Annotated in this window: 16 protein-coding genes; 7 read left to right on the top strand and 9 right to left on the bottom strand. The window is 63.0% G+C overall.

What is annotated here, in order from left to right; genetic code table 11:
* Positions 1 to 26: 26 nt before the first annotated feature.
* A complete protein-coding gene (locus LOY22_RS03405) occupies positions 27 to 506 on the bottom strand; it encodes an N-acetyltransferase (protein WP_258596351.1) in 480 nt (159 codons plus the stop codon).
* Between the two features lie 208 nt (positions 507 to 714).
* On the opposite strand from LOY22_RS03405, the gene LOY22_RS03400 reads away from it, so the two are divergent.
* Together LOY22_RS03400 and trmA are read left to right on the top strand one after the other, a co-directional pair.
* On the top strand, positions 715 to 2010 hold the full coding sequence (locus LOY22_RS03400; RefSeq protein WP_045195880.1) for an NCS2 family permease: 1296 nt from the start codon (positions 715 to 717) through the stop codon (positions 2008 to 2010).
* Entirely contained in the window at positions 2007 to 3092 is a 1086-nt protein-coding gene (gene trmA / locus LOY22_RS03395; protein ID WP_045195878.1) for a tRNA (uridine(54)-C5)-methyltransferase TrmA, read from the top strand. Before LOY22_RS03400 ends, trmA begins: the two co-directional genes overlap by 4 nt.
* Positions 3093 to 3133: 41 nt before the next feature.
* On the opposite strand, the gene LOY22_RS03390 is transcribed toward trmA, so the two are convergent.
* A complete protein-coding gene (locus LOY22_RS03390; protein WP_258596348.1) occupies positions 3134 to 4306 on the bottom strand; it encodes an alkaline phosphatase family protein in 1173 nt (390 codons plus the stop codon).
* A 171-nt stretch (positions 4307 to 4477) separates the two neighbouring features.
* On the opposite strand from LOY22_RS03390, the gene LOY22_RS03385 reads away from it, so the two are divergent.
* On the top strand, positions 4478 to 5338 hold the full coding sequence (locus tag LOY22_RS03385; RefSeq protein WP_371128688.1) for a shikimate dehydrogenase: 861 nt from the start codon (positions 4478 to 4480) through the stop codon (positions 5336 to 5338).
* A 59-nt stretch (positions 5339 to 5397) separates the two neighbouring features.
* On the opposite strand, the gene LOY22_RS03380 is transcribed toward LOY22_RS03385, so the two are convergent.
* Both LOY22_RS03380 and quiC read right to left on the bottom strand, forming a co-directional pair.
* Positions 5398 to 6066, bottom strand: a complete 669-nt coding sequence (locus LOY22_RS03380; RefSeq protein ID WP_045195875.1) for a TetR/AcrR family transcriptional regulator — start codon at positions 6064 to 6066, stop codon at positions 5398 to 5400.
* 77 nt (positions 6067 to 6143) lie between these two features.
* Positions 6144 to 8054, bottom strand: coding sequence for a 3-dehydroshikimate dehydratase QuiC (gene quiC / locus LOY22_RS03375; protein ID WP_093387831.1), 1911 nt, complete (start codon positions 8052 to 8054; stop codon positions 6144 to 6146).
* A gap of 209 nt (positions 8055 to 8263) precedes the next feature.
* Here quiC and LOY22_RS03370 point away from each other — a divergent pair, with 209 nt between their 5' ends.
* A complete protein-coding gene (locus LOY22_RS03370) occupies positions 8264 to 9604 on the top strand; it encodes an MFS transporter (RefSeq protein WP_045195868.1) in 1341 nt (446 codons plus the stop codon).
* On the opposite strand, the gene LOY22_RS03365 is transcribed toward LOY22_RS03370, so the two are convergent.
* From LOY22_RS03365 to LOY22_RS03355, 3 genes are all read right to left on the bottom strand, one after another.
* Complete coding sequence (locus LOY22_RS03365; RefSeq protein WP_045195866.1) at positions 9601 to 10479, bottom strand: DMT family transporter; 879 nt, start codon at positions 10477 to 10479, stop codon at positions 9601 to 9603. The genes LOY22_RS03370 and LOY22_RS03365 overlap by 4 nt on opposite strands.
* Before the next feature lie 18 nt (positions 10480 to 10497).
* A complete protein-coding gene (locus LOY22_RS03360) occupies positions 10498 to 11304 on the bottom strand; it encodes a sugar phosphate isomerase/epimerase (RefSeq protein WP_045195864.1) in 807 nt (268 codons plus the stop codon).
* Between the two features lie 111 nt (positions 11305 to 11415).
* A complete protein-coding gene (locus LOY22_RS03355; protein ID WP_045195862.1) occupies positions 11416 to 12192 on the bottom strand; it encodes an IclR family transcriptional regulator in 777 nt (258 codons plus the stop codon).
* A 172-nt stretch (positions 12193 to 12364) separates the two neighbouring features.
* On the opposite strand from LOY22_RS03355, the gene LOY22_RS03350 reads away from it, so the two are divergent.
* On the top strand, positions 12365 to 14077 hold the full coding sequence (locus LOY22_RS03350; RefSeq protein WP_093387829.1) for an FAD-dependent oxidoreductase: 1713 nt from the start codon (positions 12365 to 12367) through the stop codon (positions 14075 to 14077).
* A 107-nt stretch (positions 14078 to 14184) separates the two neighbouring features.
* Positions 14185 to 16935 carry a beta-eliminating lyase-related protein gene (locus LOY22_RS03345; protein ID WP_258596342.1) on the top strand — a complete coding sequence of 917 codons (2751 nt, stop codon included), beginning with the start codon at positions 14185 to 14187 and terminating at the stop codon, positions 16933 to 16935.
* 55 nt (positions 16936 to 16990) lie between these two features.
* Here the strand turns inward: LOY22_RS03345 and pcaG are convergent, their stop codons facing one another.
* Both pcaG and pcaH read right to left on the bottom strand, forming a co-directional pair.
* The gene (pcaG, locus tag LOY22_RS03340) at positions 16991 to 17596 is read right to left on the bottom strand and encodes a protocatechuate 3,4-dioxygenase subunit alpha (RefSeq protein ID WP_045195858.1); all 606 of its coding nucleotides are present in this window, start codon (positions 17594 to 17596) and stop codon (positions 16991 to 16993) included.
* A gap of 11 nt (positions 17597 to 17607) precedes the next feature.
* Complete coding sequence (gene pcaH / locus LOY22_RS03335; RefSeq protein WP_045195856.1) at positions 17608 to 18327, bottom strand: protocatechuate 3,4-dioxygenase subunit beta; 720 nt, start codon at positions 18325 to 18327, stop codon at positions 17608 to 17610.
* Positions 18328 to 18527: 200 nt separating this feature from the next.
* Between pcaH and LOY22_RS03330 the strand changes: the two genes are divergently transcribed.
* On the top strand, positions 18528 to 19412 hold the full coding sequence (locus LOY22_RS03330; RefSeq protein ID WP_093387823.1) for a neutral zinc metallopeptidase: 885 nt from the start codon (positions 18528 to 18530) through the stop codon (positions 19410 to 19412).
* Positions 19413 to 19593: the final 181 nt, after the last annotated feature.

Below are 19593 nucleotides of genomic sequence, written 5' to 3'. Positions count from 1 at the left end.
CCGGGGTATCCCACAAGCTTAGTCGCTCACAGCAACAGGGTCAGTTGACGCTCGTGGCCCTGGCGCGCACGGTAGCCATCGCCGCTGTCGACCCAGCCGCTGGCCAGGTACAGCGCCAGGGCGGCGTGGTTGTCCCGGTCTACAGAAAGCTGCAGGCAACGCACCTCGGGCCACGCCTCGCGCACCAGGCCCGGCAACGCCTGCATGAAAAATCGCCCCAGGCCCTGGCCCTGCAAGCGCTGATCGACTTGCAAGGCATTGATCGTCGCCGCATCGGCCCGGGCCCAGGGCGCCAGGAACACCCCGCGCTGAAGCAGCAAGAAGGCCCGCGGCAGGTTGTCCAGCAGCAGCGCCACGCCACGCCGGTCGGGACTGTCGCCACTTTGCAGGGTGTACAAGGCGCTAGCCATATCGCCGGCAAAGCGCAGTTGCTCAGGCCGCACCTGGATGTCGAGCAGTTGCTCGCGCTGGGCCGGGTTAAGGTCGCGGTAGTCGGTCAGGTGCACAGCATGGTCAACTCGGGATGGGGGGAACGGCGCAGAACCTGCAGATATCTGCAGTGTATCGCGACATTAATTACCGCTGCCCGAGCATGCTGGTATGATGCGCGGCTTTTTTCCGACCCAGGGAAAAACCACAGTCTCCCGGTACAGTCTGTGCTTTGCTAACTGGGTCGATACATTCACGGCGCCGGGAGCGCCACGGGGAGCAGGCATGCTGGAAAGGCTGTTTCAACTAAAAGCACACGACACCAATGTCCGCACCGAGATTCTCGCGGGCGTGACCACCTTCCTGGCCATGGCCTACATCCTGTTCGTCAACCCGAGCATTCTCGGCGAGACCGGCATGGACAAGGGCGCGCTGTTCGTCGCCACCTGCCTGGCAGCGGCGATCGGCTCGACCACCATGGGCCTGATCGCCAACTACCCGATCGCTCTGGCACCGGGCATGGGCCTGAACGCCTTCTTCACCTACACCGTGGTCCTGCACATGGGCCACACCTGGCAGGTGGCCTTGGGCGCGGTGTTCATCTCGGCGGTGTGCTTCTTCCTGCTGTCGATCTTTCGCATCCGCGAATGGATCGTCAACAGCATCCCGTTGCCGCTGCGTTCGGCAATTGCCGCCGGTATTGGCCTGTTCCTGGCGCTGATCGCCCTGCATAACGCCGGCATCGTCGTCGATAACCAGGCCACCCTGGTGGGCCTCGGTGACCTCAAGAAACCGGCGCCGATCCTCGCCACCCTGGGCTTCTTCCTGATCGTCGCGCTGGAGGCCATGAAGGTCCGCGGCGCGGTGCTGATCGGCATCCTGGCGGTGACCGTGGCCTCGATCGCCCTGGGCGTGACTCCATTCAACGGCGTGGTGTCGATGCCGCCGTCGCTGGCGCCGACCTTCCTGCAGCTGGACATCAAGGGCGCGCTGGACGTCGGCCTGATCAGCGTGATTTTCGCCTTCCTGTTCGTCGACCTGTTCGACAACTCCGGCACCCTGATCGGCGTCGCCAAGCGCGCCGGCCTGATGCGCAAGGACGGCCACATGCCGAAAATGGGCCGGGCGCTGATCGCCGACAGCACCGCGGCGATGGCCGGTTCCCTGCTGGGTACCTCGACCACCACCAGCTACATCGAATCTGCAGCCGGCGTCAGCGCCGGTGGCCGCACCGGCCTGACCGCCATCGTGGTAGCCATTCTGTTCCTGCTGGCGCTGTTCTTCGCACCGCTGGCCGGCAGCGTGCCAGCCTTCGCCACGGCACCGGCGCTGTTGTTCGTCGCCGTGTTGATGGCTTCGGGCCTGGCTGAAATAAACTGGGACGACATTACCGAAGCCGCGCCGGTGGTGGTCACTGCCCTGGCCATGCCGCTGACCTACTCGATCGCCAACGGCATCGCCTTCGGTTTCATTGCCTGGACCGCGATCAAGCTGCTTTCCGGCCGCGCCCGTGACCTCAACGCGGCACTGGTGATCCTCTCGGTCCTGTTCGTCATCAAACTGGGCTGGTTCAACGCATGAGTGCTGTCTTCGACCCTTCGACCTACACCCAGCAGCTCGACGCCAAGGTCGCGCGCCTGCGCGAGCTGCTGGCGCCGTTCGCGGCGCCCGAGCCTGCGGTATTCGACTCGCCGCGCGAGCACTATCGCCTGCGCGCCGAGTTCCGCCTGTGGCGCGAAAACGAGCAGCGCTTCTACGCGATGTTCGCCCCGGGCGAGAAACACACGCCGATCCTGATCGAAGACTTCCCGATTGCCAGTCTGCAGATCAACGACCTGATGCCACGGCTCAAGGCCGCCTGGCAAGCCAGCTCGGCGTTGAGCTTCAAGCTGTTCCAGGTGGAGTTCCTCACCACCCTGGCAGGCGATGCAATGATCACCCTGTGCTATCACCGTCCGCTGGACGAGCACTGGGAGCGCGCCGCGCAGCAACTGGCCAGCGACCTGGGCGTGAGCATCATCGGCCGCTCCAAGGGCAAGCGCGTGGTGATCGGCCGCGATTACGCAGTTGAAGAGCTGCAGATTGCCGGGCGCACCTTCCGCTACCGCCAGCCCGAAGGCGCCTTCACCCAGCCTAACGGCGCGGTCAACCAGAAGATGCTCAACTGGGCCTATGAAGCCCTGGGCGAGCGCCAGGACGATCTGCTCGAGCTGTACTGCGGCAACGGCAACTTCACCCTGCCGCTGGCCACCCGGGTGCGCAAGGTACTGGCCACCGAGATCAGCAAGACCTCGGTCAATGCCGCCCTGCACAACCTCGACGACAACGCTGTGGATAACGTGCGCCTGGTGCGTCTGTCGGCTGAAGAGCTGACCGAAGCGCTGAACGAAGTGCGTCCGTTCCGCCGCCTCGAAGGCATTGACCTTAAGAGCTACCAGTTCGCCAGTGTGTTCGTCGACCCGCCGCGCGCCGGCATGGACCCGGATACCTGCGAGCTGACCCGGCGCTTCGACAACATCCTGTACATCTCCTGCAACCCGCAAACCCTGGCGGCCAACATCGCCCAGTTGCACGACACCCATCGCATCGAGCGCTGTGCGTTGTTTGACCAGTTTCCGTATACCCATCACATGGAGAGCGGGGTGTTGCTGGTTCGCCGTTGAAGCTACCGCGGGTCAAGCCCGCTCCTGCAGGAGCGGGCCCTTCAGCCGAACCCCGAACACATCAACAACGGCACCAGCTGATCCTCATCGGTCAACGCCCCATGGTGCCCCCGCCACTGGCTGGCGTGCTTTTCAACTTCGCTGCGAATAATCCCGCCCGCCCCGTTCGGAACCACGATCAGATCGCCAATCCGCGCTTCCGCCTGGCTTAGCAGCACATCGCCGAACAGCCCCTTGGCAATCGCCTGGGCCTTGCTCAACACGTGATAGCCCTCCCCCAGACGATTCTGCCAGCGCTCGTGCACGCGGTCCTGCTGGTGCGCGTGGGTGTACAGGTAGCGCGCGCGAATATCCCCGGCCATCGCCCGCACGCCCTCCTGCAGCGCCGGGTCCAGATCAAAGTCGCGCACCTGTTCGCTGTCCAGCGCCAGCATGCCGTGGTCGGCAATCACCATCAGCCGCGCCTGCTCAGGCAAGGATTGGGCGATGGCCCGGGCCAGCTGGTCGGCAATCTGCAACTGCTTGAGCCAGCCCTCGGAGCCTGGGCCGAACAGGTGCCCGGCAAAATCCAGGTCGCCGAAATAGGCGAAGCAGAACGCCGGCCCCGGCACGGCCAGGGCGGCATTGACCAGTTCCGGATAGGCATCATAGGCCGGCGCAGGGAGGATCTTGCCGGCCCGGTAGATCGCCCGAGTGAAGTCCGAACCGGCATAGCGCCCGAGCATCACCGTGCTGATGGCGATGCCCTGGGCCGCGGCCTGGCCCCAGGCATCGGCGGGCACGATAAAAGTCTCCGGCGGCGGCGCGCCACTGGCCTGCGCCTCGACCTGCAAGGGCGAGGTGGTCCAGGTCAGTGGCGACAGTTCAGTGTGCTCATCCAGGGCAAAGCCGCAGCCGACGATACCGTGGGCGCCGCTGCCCAGCCCGCAAGCCACCGAGGCCAGGCTGGTCGCCGTGGTGGCTGGAAAGCCTACCTTGAAGTGGCTGTCCGGCTGCATCAGCGAGGCAAGAAACGGCGCATGCCGGGCGTGGGCCTGCAGCAGGTTCCAGCCCAGGCCGTCGATCAGCAGCAGGCAGGTGCTGCGCGAATGGTCGAGGCGAAAGGCATTGCGAAAACCGTGGCCACCCAGGGCCGCGAAAATCGACTGGGTGAGGTTGGCCAGGCCCGGCCAGGTTTCACCCAGCGACTGCAGGTCGTTGATCGGCGTTGCCATGTTGCCCTCCGTGGTCAGGTGCAAAGCAACAGGTGTAGCACAGGCTGTGCGATCAGCGCACAGAAAACACCCCTGCGGCCTTGCGCCCGATTGACCAAATTAACCATTCGGTACATTTTTAAGCGAAGGCACTCCCGCTTCATCACCAAGAATAACAACGGAGTTTTCAACATGGCTTTGGCCTCTTCTTCCGGCATTCTTGCCGGCCTTATCGGCGCGGGCATCCAGGCTTCGCGCACCCCGGCGCTGCACGAGCACGAAGGCGCCGCGCAAGGCCTGAACTACCTGTACCGGCTGATCGACCTGGACCAGCTCAAGCTCGACAGCAGCGCCCTCGAAGAGCTGCTGACCGCGGCCGAGCACATGGGCTTCACCGGCCTGAACATCACCTTCCCGTGCAAGCAGGCGATCCTGCCGCTGCTCAACGAACTGTCACCGCAAGCGCGCGGTATCGGCGCGGTGAACACCGTGGTACTCAAGGACGGCAAGCGCATCGGCCACAACACCGACTGCCTGGGTTTTGCCGAGGGCTTTCGCCGTGGCCTGAGCGACGCGCCGCGCCGCCAGGTGGTGCAGATGGGCGCCGGTGGCGCCGGCGCTGCGGTAGCTCATGCGCTGCTGGAAGAAGCGGTCGGGCAACTGAGCGTGTTCGATGTCGAACCGGCCCGTGCCCAGGCCCTTGTGGACAACCTCAACCAGCACTTTGCCGGCAGCCGCGCCAGGGTCGGTCATGACCTGCAAAGCGCCATGGCCAGCGCCGACGGCCTGGTCAACACCACGCCCATGGGCATGGCCAAGCTGCCGGGCATGCCGGTGCCCAAGGCGCTGCTACGGGCGGATCTGTGGGTGGCGGAGATTGTTTACTTTCCGCTGCAAACCGAACTGCTGCGCGAAGCCCGGGCCCTGGGCTGCCGCACCCTGAGCGGGGCGAACATGGCGGTGTTCCAGGCGGTGAAGGCGTTTGAACTGTTCAGCGGGGTGAAGCCTGATGCGGCGCGGATGATCGAGCACTTCAACAGTCTGGGTGACTGAAAAGCATCGCGGGGCAAGCCCGCTCCTACGGTAGGAACGGGCTTGCCCCGCGAAAATACTCAGGCCTGCAAAAATCTAAGCACCGACTCGCAAATCATCTGCCGATGCCGGTCCTTGACCGCCTTGTCCTCGAAGTCCACCTGGAAGATCTCGCCAAAGGTGTGCCGGTTCGACACCCGGTAGAAGCAGAACGAGCTGATCAGCAGGTGCACATCCAGCGCCTCCAGCCCCTGGCGGAATACCCCCTCGCCAGCGCCGCGCTTGAGCACTTCATCCAGCGCCGTGAGTACGGTCTTGTTCATCGAGCGAATCGCCGCCGAGCGCTTCACGTACTCGCCGTGGTGCATGTTCTCGTTGCAGACGATGCGCACGAAATCGACGTTGCGATCATGGTGATCGAAGGTGAATTCCACCAGCCGGCGGATGCCCAGGCGCGGCTCGAGTTCGGCCAGGTGCAGGTTGCTTTCAGTGCTGCGAATATCGCCGTAGAGCTTCTCCAGCACTTCTACGTACAACTGCTCCTTGCTGTTGAAGTAGTAGTAGATCATGCGCTTGGAGGTTTGCGTGCGCTCGGCGATCGCATCGACCCGGGCGCCGGCCAGCCCCTGCTGGACGAACTCGCTGATTGCCGCCTGGAGAATATTCTCGCGGGTCTTTTCCGGATTGTTCTTGCGGCCCTTGCGCGGCGCTTGTTCGGGGGCTGCGCAGAGTGCTGGGGTAGTCGTCATACGGGACTCATGGCCATCGGTTAACCCGGCAATTATGAGCCCCGGGTGCTGAGTAAGGAAGCCTCGGCGCCTGCGCCCTACAACTTGGCCTGGGCCGGCGCGCCGGCGCGGGCCTTGGCCATGGCGGCCAGGCGCACGGCGACGTTGGCCGCGCCATAGCCGCTGTAGCCGTTACGCCGTTGCAGCACCTCGAAGAAGAAGCGCTCCTCAAACGGCTCGGTGTACACATGAAACAGCTCACCGCCCTGGGCATCGCGGTCGTAGAGCACGTTGTAGTAAGCCAGTTCGCTGAGGAACTCGTCGTCGAAATCAAAGCGTGCGGCAAGGTCGTCGTAGTAGTTGAGCGGAATGTCGAGCAAAGCCACCCCCGACTCCTTGGCCTGTTTGACCGCAGTAAAAATGTCCTCGCAGTCAAAGGCAATGTGGTGAACGCCGGAACCGCGGTAATGCGACAAGGCATGGGCAATCGCCGTATTACGGTTTTCCGAAATATTCAGCGGCAGGCGGATCGAGCTGCAACGGCTGCGCAAGGCGCGACTCTTGACCAGACCATAAGGGTCGGGCAACACCACTTCGTCGTCGGCAGTAAAGTCCAGCACGCTCTTGTAGAACAGCGCCCAGCTGTCCAGGCCGTCGGCCGGCAAGGCCAGGGCCATATGGTCGATGCGGGTCAGGCCCAGGCTGCTGCCCGCTTGTGGCTGCAGGCTGAAGTCGGTGTCATAGATAGTCCGGCCCTGGGCATCCTGGTCGACCAGGTAGATCAAGCTGCCGTCCGGCGCACGCACCGCCGCCAGCTCGCGCTCGTTGGGGCCGACCAGGCCGCGATAGGGCTGGCCATGGTAGGCCACGGCACGGGCCAGGGCCTGGGCGCTGTCCTTGACCCGGATCGCCGTGGCGCACAGCGACGGGCCATGACTCTCAAAGAAGTTATGGGCGAAGGAATAAGGCTCGGCGTTGAGGATCAGGTTGATGTCGCCCTGGCGCAGCAGGCTGACATTCTTCGAACGGTGCACGCCGGCGCGGGTAAAGCCCAGGCGCTCCAGCCAGTTGCCGAGCTTGGCTCCCAGGGCGTCGTCGACGGCGAACTCGAGAAACTCGACGCCATCGTAGGCGCTGGCACGTGGTGGGGCGAACAGCAGGTCGTCGCTGGCCGGCGCTACGCGGTCTTGCTCAAGGCGCTGGCGGGTCTTTTCTTCCAGGTACAACAGCGAGCGCAGGCCATCGGCGGCATTGGCCCGAGGCGGCGCGGCGCGAAAGCCATCGTTGAAGATCTCCAGCGACAGCGGGCCGCTGTAACCGCTGGCCAGGATCGGCGCGAGAAAACCCGCCAGGTCAAACTCGCCCTGCCCCGGAAAGCAGCGAAAGTGCCGGCTCCACTCCAGCACGTCCATGGCCAGGAGCGGCGCGTCGGCCATCTGCACGAAAAAAATCTTGTCCCCCGGCACCTGGGCGATAGCCCGTGGGTCGCCCTTGAGCGACAAGGTGTGGAAGCTGTCGAGGATCATCCCCAGGCTTGCGTGGTCAGCCGTTTTGACGATGTCCCAGACCTGCTCCCAGGTGTTCACGTGGCGGCCCCAGGCCAGGGCTTCGTAGCCGATGCGCAGGCCACGGGCCCCAGCGCGCTCGGCCAGCAGGCGCAGGTCGTCGATCAGCACCTGGCGCTCACCCAGGGAATCGGCGGCGACATTGCTGCACACCAGCACCAGATCGGTGCCCAGTTCCTGCATCAAATCGAATTTGCGTTCCGCGCGTTCCAGGTTGCGCGCCAGGCGATCGCGGCGGCAGCCCTCGAAATCGCGAAACGGCTGGAACAGGGTAATCGCCAGGCCCAGATCGGCGCAGCGCTGGCGAATTTCGCGCGGGCTGCCGGCGTAGTACAGCAGGTCATTCTCGAAGATCTCGACCCCATCGAAGCCCGCGGCGGCGATGGCTTCGAGTTTTTCTGGCAAAGTACCGCTCAAGGATACGGTGGCGATCGAACGCTGCATTATTCTGGCTCCGATGGGCAGGCAAAAACCGGTGGAGGAATTATTGGTGTTGAGCAAATTTTGCTCAATGCAAAAGGTACGAACTAGTTAGTTTTGTGTTCGATTATCGCCCAATATAGCGTTCAGTCAATTGACCCTTTTTTGACCACAGGCGCACCATTTCGACACCAAGGCTTGACCCATAAACATAAAAATACGGGTAACCCGCGATGATCCACTCTCAATCCACCCGCATGGCCCAGCCCCTGGGTACTACTGCGCACGCCGGCATCGGCGACAAGCTGCGTGGCGCCATGGCCGTCGGCAAGACCCGCTGGGTCATGCTCGCGCTGGTGTTCTTCGCCACCACCTTGAACTACATCGACCGCGCCGCCCTCGGGGTGATGCAGCCGATTCTGGCCAAGGAGATGAGCTGGACGGCGATGGACTACGCCAACATCAACTTCTGGTTCCAGGTCGGTTACGCCATCGGCTTCGTACTGCAAGGCCGGCTGATCGACCGGGTCGGCGTCAAGCGCGTGTTCTTCTGCGCCGTGCTGCTCTGGAGCCTGGCTACCGGCGCCCATGGCCTGGCCACCTCGGCGGTGGGCTTCATGGTCTGCCGGTTCATTCTCGGCCTGACCGAAGCGGCCAACTACCCCGCCTGCGTCAAGACCACCCGCTTATGGTTCCCGGCCGGTGAGCGCGCCGTGGCCACCGGCATTTTCAACGCCGGCACCAACGTCGGCGCCATGTTCACGCCGATGCTGTTGCCGTTGATCCTCACCGTCTGGGGCTGGCAAGCGGCGTTCATCGGCATGGGCGCCCTGGGCCTGGTCTGGGTAGTGTTCTGGGGCCTGAAATACTTCAACCCGGAAGATCACCCGAGCGTCAGCAAAGAAGAACTGGCCTACGTGCAAAGCGAAGTGGAACCGGAACAAGCCCGCGTGCCGTTCTCACGAATCCTGCGCATGCGCGGCACCTGGGCCTTCGCCCTGGCCTACTCGATGACCGCGCCGGTGTTCTGGTTCTACCTGTACTGGCTGCCACCGTTCCTCAACCAGCAATACAGCCTGGGCATCAGCGTCACGCAGATGGGTATCCCGCTGATCGTCATCTACCTGAGTGCGGATTTCGGCAGTGTCGGCGGTGGCATTCTTTCGTCGTTCCTGATCGGCCGCGGCATGGCCCCGGTCAAGGCGCGGCTGCTGTCGATGCTGCTGTTCGCCACCACCATCATCGGCGTGATCTTCGCCGCCGGCGCCAGCAGCCTGTGGGTCGCGGTGCTGGCGATTTCCCTGGCCATCGCCGCGCACCAGGCCTGGACCGCCAACATCTGGAGCCTGGTCATGGACTACACGCCCAAGCACATGATGAGCACGGTGTTCGGTTTCGGCGGCATGTGCGCGGCCATCGGCGGCATGTTCATGACCCAGCTGGTCGGCTACATCCTGACCACCACCAACAACAATTACACCCTGCTGTTCACCATGATCCCGGCCATGTACTTCATCGCCCTGACCTGGATGTACTTCATGGCCCCGCGCAAGGTGCCGAAGGTCGAGGCCTAACGCCGCCGTTGCAACCAGGCGGCGCCCAGGCCGCTGAGGCAGATCAAGGCAATCCCCACCAGCCCGGCCATGTCCGGGCTGTGTCCGAACAACACCAGGCCGAGAACACCGGCGAACACGATCTGACAGTAACTGAACGGCGCCAGCATGGCCGGTGGCGCATGCCGGAACGCCTGGGTCAGGAACAGGTGCGCGGTCATCCCGCAGGTGCCCAGGGCCACGGCCATCAGGCCATGGATGAAGCTCGGGGTCTGCCAGAACATCGGCACCACGGCGCTCATCACCAAGGTGTTGAGCAGGCCGGTGAAGAAGTTGCTGGTGGTCGGGCTGTCGGTGCCGCTGAGCTTGCGCGTCAGCAACTGGTAGAAGCAGAAGCACAAGGCCGAGCCAAATGGCAGCAACACCGCCGGGGTAAACAAGGCCCCGCCCGGATGGATGATCACCGTCACCCCGACAAAACTCACCAGCACCGCCACCCATTGCCCGCGCGTGACCTTCTCGCCCAGCAGCGGCAGCGACAGCGCCGTGACCAGCAACGGCGCGAGGAAGTTGACCGCCGTCGCCTCGGCCAGCGGTATGTACTGCAGGGCGGTGGTGAACAACAGGCTGGTGCCCAGCAGGCACAGCGCGCGCAAGGTCTGCAGCCCCGGTCGCCGGGTGCGCAACACGCGCAGGCCCGACTGCGGCAGGAAGATCACCATCATCAGCAGGGTGTGCACCAGGTAGCGCGCCCACACCACCCAGAGAATCGGATAGAACCCCGCCAGGTACTTCGACAAGGCGTCGTGGCTGGCGAACAGAAAGGTCGCCAGCACCACCAGGGCAATGCCCTTGAGCGGTTGGCTGACAGCGTCGAGCGCAGTAGGACGGGGCATCGATAAAAGCTCGCAGGTTCAGAGTTGACGGAGCAACTGACAGGTCTTGTCCAGGGCCATCTGTGCCCGCTGCAAGGCGCTCAGGCCCTGGTCGCGAACGGGAATTTCCAGGCTCAGCGCAATGTTCTGCGGCAGGCTACGCAACAAGCCGGGCAAATCGCAATTGCCATCGCCGGGAAACCGCCGCTCGTTGCGCGCCTGACGCAAGATCTCGGCCATATCGTGCGGACGCGGCCCGGCCACGTCGCACAACTGTGCATAGCGTAGCCGCGAGGCCGGCACCTGGCGCAACTCATCCAGCGACGAGCCGGAGCGGTCAAAGTGAAAGGCATCGACCAGCACCCCGCCATTGTCGCGCCCGGCCTGCTCGACGATGCGCCAGGCCTGGGTGAGGTTCTTGGCGTCGGTCCAGGGCATGAACTCCAGGTGCGGATGCAGGCCGTAATCTGCGGCCAGGTCGCAGAGGGCCGCAAAATTGTCGCTCTGGCGTTGCTCGTCAGGATCGTTGCCGGCCACCAGCAGCTCGCTGGCGCCGAACTCGGCGCCGACCGCCAGCAGGGCTTCGAAGTCGGCCACGCAGGTCTCGGGCTTGAGCCGCAAAATCTCCACATCCAGCACCTGGATGCCGGTATCGCGCAGGCGCGCGGCGGTCTGCCGGCGCAGGCCGGCGTCGGCCACCAGCGCAAAGTGATGTTCCTCGGCCGTGGCCGGTTCCAGGCGCAGGCCGACATGGCTGTAGCCTGCGCGGGCAGCAACCTCGACCATGTCGACAGGCGACAGCTCGAGTACCGTCAGGGCGGCAAGGGACATCACGCGTTGGCTCATTGTTGTTTTCTCGGCGAATTGAATTTGGAAATATTTAGAACTTAGTTCCAATTTCAATGCAAGCGAAAAAACGGATCGCGAGTGCAGGAGCGGGCTTGACCCGTGATGCTTCTAGACAAACAACTCAGAAGCAGGACTTGCCGCCGACAACTCCGCCACCGCCGCCAGCAACACCGGCGCCAGCTCGTGCATGCGTGCCTCGCTCATCCGCGCACTGGGCCCGGCAACGCTGAGCACGCCAACCGCATGGCCATCCAGCGGGTGCCGCACCACCGCCGCCAGCGCCGACATCCCCACTGCCGAACTCTCCACCACCCAGGCATAGCCATGCTCGCGGGCAACACGCAGGCGTTCGAGCAGCTCGGCATTGGACTTCGGTGCGTTGGGGCCGAACTGCGCCGGGTCGGCGATGCCTTGGCGCTCCACCAGCAACAAGGCCTGGGCATCGCTCAGGCTCGACAGCCACGCATGCCCGGAGGCGGTGTAGAACAACGGCGCATCACGGCCCATGTCCGGGTCGTAGCGCAAGCCGGAGCGGGCGCCTTGGGCCTTGGCGATCCAGGTCTGGCGTTCGCCGTCGATCACCCCCAGGCGCACCAGCTCGCCGGTCTGCTGGGCCAGTTGATCAAGAATCGGCTGGACGATATCGGCGCCACTGCTGGCCAGATAGCGAAAACCCATGGCCACCAGGCGGGTGCTCAGGTGATAGCGGCTGCTCTCGGCGTTCTGGCGCACATAGCCCAGGCGCATCAGCTCGGCGAGCATGCGATGGGTGGCGCTCTTGGGGATGTCCAGCTCTTCGGCCAGGGTCTGCAGGGGCAGCCCGCGCGGGTCGCTGGTGAGGCGTTCGAGAAGGCTGAACGCGCGTTCGATCTGACTGCCGGCCATGGTCATGGTCCCTGAAATTTGTGCCGATTCTAAAGAGCCCCGGCGAAAGCGCAAATCACTGTCCGATCTTCGCCCACTTTGTCGTGGCACGCCTTGGCTGGGCGACAGATCAAACCATAAAATATGGAATACAGTTCCAAAATATAACAAAACTGCCTGGAGGATACTGCTCATGCCCGTCGATACCCCGCTGGTCGAATGCGATGTACTGGTCATCGGCTCCGGCGCCGCCGGGCTGGCCGCCGCCGTGACCGCCGCCTGGCATGGCCAGAAGGTCATCGTGGTCGAAAAGGACCCGGTGTTCGGCGGCGCCACGGCCTGGTCCGGTGGCTGGATGTGGGTACCGTGCAACCCGCTGGCGCAGCGCGCCGGGATCATCGAGCAGCGCTCGCAGCCGCGCACTTATCTGGAGCATGAACTGGGCGAACGTTTCGATGGGCCGATGATCGATGCGTTTCTCGACGCGGCGCCCAACATGGTGTCGTTCTTCGAGCGCCATACCGCCCTGCAATTTGCCGACGGCAATGGCATCGCCGACATTCACGGTAATACCCCTGGCGCCGGCACCGGCGGGCGTTCGGTAATTGCCGCCCCCTACGATGGCCGCCAGCTGGGCAAAAAGCTGCTCAAGCGCCTGCGCAAAACCATGCGCGAAACCTCGTTCATGGGCATGCCGATCATGGCCGGCAAGGACCTCGGCGCCTTCCTCAGCCTCACCCGTTCCTGGCGCTCGCTGCTGCATGTGAGCAAGCGTTTGAGCCGCCACCTGCTCGATCTGGCAACCCGCGGCCGGGCCCTGCAACTGGTCAACGGCGTAGCCCTGGTCGCTCGGCTGGCCAAGTCGGCTGAAGACCTTGGCGTGTTGCTCTGGGAATCGGCAGCGGCTCGGCAGTTGCTCCGCGAGCATGGCCGGGTCAGCGGTGCGCTGATTGAAACCGCGCGCGGGCCGATCCAAATAAATGCGCGCAAGGCCGTGGTGCTGGCCGCCGGCGGCTTTGCCAACGACATCGAACGGCGCAAGGCGCTGTTCCCGCGTACACCCACCGGCCACGAACACCTGGCGCTGCCGCCGCTGGGCGCCAATGGTGACGGCCTGCGCCTGGGCGAAAGCGTTGGCGGCCAGGTGGCTGACGACCTGCACAGCCCGGTGGCCTGGGCGCCGGTATCGCGGGTGCCTTACAAGGACGGCAGCAGCGGGCATTTCCCGCACATCATCGAACGGGCCAAGCCCGGCATCATCGGCGTGCTCGCCGACGGCAAGCGCTTCGTCAACGAGGCCGACGGCTACTACGACTATGTCAGCGCCATGGTCGCCAAGGCGCCGGGGGACAAGGTCGAATCGTGGCTGATCTGCAGCCATGCCTTCCAGCGCCGTTATGGCCTGGGCATTTCACGGCCGTTTCCGTTGCCGCTGCAGCCGTTGATCAAATCCGGCTACCTGAAGACCGGCGACAGTATCGAAGCCCTGGCGCGGGCCTGCGGCATTGACCCTCAAGGCCTGGTGGCAACGGTCGCCGAGTACAACCGGCATGCCCGCAACGGCGAAGACCCGCACTTCGGCCGCGGCTCCACCCCTTACAACCGCAAACAGGGCGATGCCCTGCACGGACCAAATCCGTGCGTGGCGCCGATCGAGAACGGGCCGTTCTATGCGGTAAAGGTCGAACCGGGCTGTTTCGGCACCTTCGCCGGGCTCAGGACCAACACCCACGCGCAGGTGCTGGATGAAAAGCGTGAGGTGATTGCCGGGTTGTATGCGGTGGGCACCGACATGGCCAGCATCATGGGCGGGCACTATCCGGCGGGCGGGATCAACCTGGGGCCGGCGGCGACGTTCGGCTATATCGCCGGGCGGCATATTGCCGGGGTGACAGACTACGAGTAAGGCGTACCTTGCAGCATTGCATCACAGGGAAAGCAGACAGGCTGCTCACGATTATCCGCAACGCGAATACTTCACGGCTCCGGCGACCGTTCAAAAGGAATTGAACCGTGAACAACCTGACCCTGCCCGATGGCGACGCAAAGCCAATCGATCAACTGTTTTCCTGTACCACTGCCCGCGTTGACTTGTGGCGTGAACTCAACGCCCTGTGTCGCCGCTGGCGCAACTGCAAAGATCAGCCCGCTAGCGCGAAGGTCCAGCAGCAATGCCTTGCCCAACTCGAGCAGCTTGCGCAATTGGAGGCTTATCAGGCTTACCCGGGCCCTCGCCTGCTGGCCCTGCTGGTCGAACGCGTAGCAGCGGGCAATGGCATCGGAGCCCTGCATCTGGCTCAGCGCATCAGCAGTTCGCTGCTCGACCGCAGTTACAAGCAAGACGCAAACGACTGGGAGGCCAGCGAGGACCTGCCCGACGCACCCGCGCCCCGTAGTTTCGCCGCTGCGTCCGCACATCGTCCGTATTTCGAAACTCTGATTGTCAGCCCCGCGCCAATCTCGACATGGCCGCAGCACCGTCAGGCCATTCGCCAGTTGCGCCGCCACCAGGACCCCTTCATCTACGAGCCCGTCATGACCGGCTCCTTTGAGGATGCGTTGCTCGCGGTGATACTCAACGTCAACCTGCAAGCGGTGGTGATCTACGAAGGTTTCGCTTTTACATCGAGCTGTCGCGCCGCCTGGGTGCGTGAGCTGCTGGCGCCACACCTGGGCAACAGCCCGGACGGCGAAGACTCCACGAACCTGGCCTTGCCACTGGCCCGAGCGATCAAGTCCATCAGGCCAGAGCTCGATATCCTGCTGCTCAGCGATCGTCAGGTTGAGCGAATTGCCGGTGATGAAGACTACGCGTTCATCAGCCGGGTGTTCTACGAAGTCGAGGAGCCGCTGGAGATCCACCTGAGCCTGCTGCAAGGCGTTGCAAAGCGCTATGAAACGCCGTTTTTCAACAACCTGAAACACTATGCTCAACGTCCTATCGGCACCTTCCATGCGCTGCCCATTGCCCGCGGAAAATCGATATTCAAGTCGAACTGGATCCGCGACATGGGCGAATTCTATGGCATCAACCTGTTTCTGGCCGAAAGCTCTGCCACCACGGGCGGGCTCGACAGCCTGCTAGAGCCCACCGGCAACATCAAAAAGGCCCAGGACCGGGCAGCCCATGCGTTCGGCGCACAGCAGGCGTTTTTCGTCACCAATGGCACCTCGACCTCGAACAAGATCGTTGAACAAGCCCTGCTTGCGCCCAGTGACATTGTCATTGTCGATCGTAACTGCCACAAGTCACACCACTACGCCATGGTGCTGACCGGCGCCTATCCGCTGTATGTCGAAGCCTACCCGCTGCCCCGATACTCGATGTACGGCGCAGTGCCACTGAGCGCTATCAAGCAAGCGCTACTCGACCTGAAAAAAGAAGGAAAACTGCATCGGGTCAAACTGCTGGTGTTGACCAACTGCACCTTCGATGGGCACGTCTACAACACCTTCCGGGTCATGGAAGAATGCCTGGCAATCAAACCGGACCTGGCCTTTCTCTGGGATGAAGCCTGGTTTGGTTTTGCACGCTTTTCACCCCTGCTGCGTCGTCGAACCGGCATGGGCGCCGCCGCACAACTCAAGCAGGCGCTCAGTTGCCCGCAGTACCGGTACGCCTTCGAATGCCAGCGCGAACGGCTGCAAGCGCTTGCTGGCGATGACCCTGCGCTGCTGCAGGAACACCTGCTGATGGACCCGGACACCACCCGCGTGCGCGTCTACCAGACCAACTCCACCCATAAGTCTATGTCGGCGCTGCGCCAGGGCTCGATGATCCTGGTCGACGATCAGGACTTCCATCACGTCGAAGCATCGTTCCGCGAGGCGGTATTTACCCACACGTCCACCTCCCCCAATCAGCAAATCATTGCGTCCCTGGATGTTGCCCGCCGGCAAATGGAGCTGGAAGGCTATGAACTGGTGATGTCGGCAACCCAGTTGGCCTTCGACATCCGTCGGGAGGTCGGCCGCCACCCACTGATATCCAAGTATTTCAAGATACTCACGATCGAGGACCTGGTGCCAACGGTCTATCGGGCTTCAGGGCTGCAGGATTACCTGGCCAAGGGCACTGCGTGGTCCACCGTCGTCGATGCCCTGAACACCGATGAAGTCGCCCTGGACCCTACCCGCCTGACGCTGGTCTGTGGCCATGCAGGCTTTGACGGCACCACGTTCAAGAATTTGCTGACCAACCGCTACGATGTCCAGTTGAACAAAACCTCTCGCAACAGCGTGCTGCTGCAAACCAACATCAACAACACTCGCAGTGACGTGGCACACCTGATCCGGGTGCTGGTACGTATCAGCCGCGAACTGGAGGACCGCCTGGGCACCAGTGACGACAACCTGCGTGAAGCCTTTAATGCACGCGTCACGTCACTTATGGAAGATGTGCCGGACCTGCCCGACTTCAGCCATTTCTACCCCGCTTTTCGTGAGTCGGCGAACAGCAGTACGGCAGAAGGAGACATTCGCAGTGCTTACTACAAAGCCTATGACAGTGCAGCGTGCGAGCATCTTCGTCTGTTCGACAAAACCATCGACGAACGCCTGGAAAACGGCCCGCCGTTGATTTCAGCAAACTTCGTGATCCCCTATCCGCCGGGGTTTCCGATCCTGGTACCGGGCCAGGTAATCACTGCTGAAACGCTCTCGTTCATGCGCAAGCTCGACGTGAAAGAGATTCATGGCTACAACGCCGATGAAGGCTTGAAACTGCTGAAGTCCGAATCCATTGGCGTTACGACACCACGCTGATCCGAACAAAAAGCCCGCCAATGGCGGGCTTTGCTCATGTCACTCAATGGCGCATTCAAAAATCGAAGAACACCGTCTCGCCTTCACCCTGAATGCGGATATCAAAGCGATACGCCAGCTTGCCGTCCACTTCACAGCGGGTCGCCACCAAGGTCTCGCGCCGCTGCGGCTGCTCGATCAGGTTGAGCACCGGGCACTGGGCATTGGCCTGGGCTTCGTCATCGAAGTACAGGCGCGTCTGCAGGTGGATATTGATACCCCGGGCAAACAGGCTGACGTTGATGTGCGGCGCCATCGGCACGCCGGCGGCGTTCTTGGCCACGCCCGGCTTGATGGTGTGCAGGGTCCACTCACCGGCATCAAAGGTGGTGGCGGTACGGCCAAAGCTGTTGAAGGGTTTTTCCAGGTTGAAATCGCCCTGGTAATTGCCGTTGTGGTCGGCCTGCCAGAACTCCAGGAACGAGTCGCGCACCAGATGACCGTTGCCGTCATAGACGTTGCCGAACACCAGGATGTGTTCGCCCGGCGCGTCGGCTTGCGCCATGCAGTTCCAGATTTCCTGGTCGCGGGTCGGGTTGCCGGCGGCCTCCAGGGCCAGGCCGATATGCACGTAGGGGCCGGCGGTCTGCGAAGGGGTTTCCGGCAGCAGTTCGATAGGCATGGGGCGCCTCCTCAGCAGTTTTCGAAGTGGGTCTTGCGCTGTCCGCGCAACACGATGTCAAAGCGATAGGCCAGGCAATCCATGGGGTTGGCATTGCTCATGTCCAGCCGGGCGATCAGGCTCTGCACCGCGTCAGGGTTGGCAATCGACTTGACGATCGGGCACATCGGGATCAACGGATCGCCTTCGAAATACAGCTGGGTGATCAGCCGCGTGGCAATCGACGGACCGCTGATCGACACATGGATATGCGCCGGGCGCCAGTCGTTGGGGCCATTGCGCCATGGGTACGGGCCCGGCTTGATGGTGCGGAAGCTGTAATAACCTTCACTGTCGGTCAGCGCACGGCCGACACCGCCGAAGTTGGGATCCAGCGGCGCCAGGTAGCGGTCGTTCTTGTGCCGGTAGCGGCCACCGGCGTTGGCCTGCCAGATCTCTACCAGGGTGTGCGGGATTGGTTTGCCGTGCTGGTCGCAGACGCGCCCGGCAAGGACGATGCGCTCACCGATCGGCAGGCCGCCGTTATTGAAGTTGAGCAGCAGGTCATGATCGTTAGGGCCGAATTTCAGGTGGGAGAAATCCGGACCGGTGCTTTCGCTGATCGACTGCGGGATGCTCACCAGGGCCTGGCGCGGCGAGCGCGCGACGGAGGTCTTGTAATCTGGGGTCAAGGCTTTCGGGTGCCAGTTGCGATCACGGATAGCGAAGCGACTGTTGTCTTGTGCAGACATGCCGTTCTCCTGTCTTGGAATTATTGGAGGGCCTGGGCGTGGCAGGCGAGCTTGCAGTTTCCGGTATGCAGGGTCCGGCGAATACTGAAAAGAACAGCGCCATTCATAACCAAATGGTTATGTATAAATCAGGAATCTGACAGAGCCCCGCGCCGTGAACTAATCTTTGTCCTCATGTTTCCAAGCTCCGGAGAGCACTCATGCAATGGCGAAAAGGCAGGCGTAGCGACAATGTGGTCGATGCCCGTGGCGAGGGCGGTGGCGGCATGCGCTTCGGCGGTGGCAAGGGCCTGAGCATCGGCGCGATCCTGTTGATTGTCGGGATTGGCTGGATCACCGGCCAGGACCCGCTGCAGATCCTCGGCCAGCTGGCCGGGCAGATGGGCCAGCAACAGACCGCGCCAGTGACCACCGGCACCGGCAAGGCACCACCGGCCAATGACGAGCAGGCGGAATTCGTAAGGTCGGTGCTGGGCGACACCGAAGACACCTGGAAGGCCATCTTTGCCCAGGCCGGCCGCCAGTATAAAGACCCCAACCTGATCCTCTTCAGCGGCCAGATCAACTCAGCCTGCGGCTTTGCCTCTTCGGCAGTCGGGCCGTTCTATTGCCCGGCCGACCAGAAGGTCTACCTGGACATGAGCTTTTTCCGTGAAATGGAACAGCGCTTCTCGGCCGCCGGCGATTTTGCCCAGGCTTACGTGATCGCCCACGAAGTCGGCCACCATGTGCAAACCCTGCTGGGCGTTTCGGCCAAGGTCCAGGCCGCACGCCAGCGCGGTGAGCGCATGGAAGGCGACAACGGTTTGCTGGTACGCCAGGAACTGCAGGCCGACTGCCTGGCCGGGGTCTGGGCCTACCAGGCGCAAAAACGCCTGAACTGGCTGGAACCGGGCGATATCGAAGAAGCCCTGAACGCCGCCAACGCCATCGGTGACGACCGCCTGCAGCAGCAGGGCCAGGGCCGCGTAGTACCGGACTCGTTCACCCACGGCACCTCGCAACAGCGCCAGCGCTGGTTCAAGACCGGCTTCGCCAAGGGCGATATCAACCAGTGCGACACCTTCGGCGCACGCTCGCTCTGAGCCATTTTGCGGCCGCCTGAAGCCTCGGGCTGGCCGCAGAAATCCCCTGTTACCTACCGCTGATCATTTTTGCTGAAAAAGCGTTTCAGCTCCGGCGCAAGCCGCCGATAAACCCTGCTCAGAACATCGGCTGGCCATCAATAACAACAACCTTCCACCGATTCGGATCAAGAAGCACAAC

Origin of the sequence: Pseudomonas sp. B21-035, from assembly GCF_024748945.1 — a bacterium.
GTDB lineage: Bacteria > Pseudomonadota > Gammaproteobacteria > Pseudomonadales > Pseudomonadaceae > Aquipseudomonas.
This window is presented reverse-complemented; position numbering and strand designations above follow the sequence as displayed.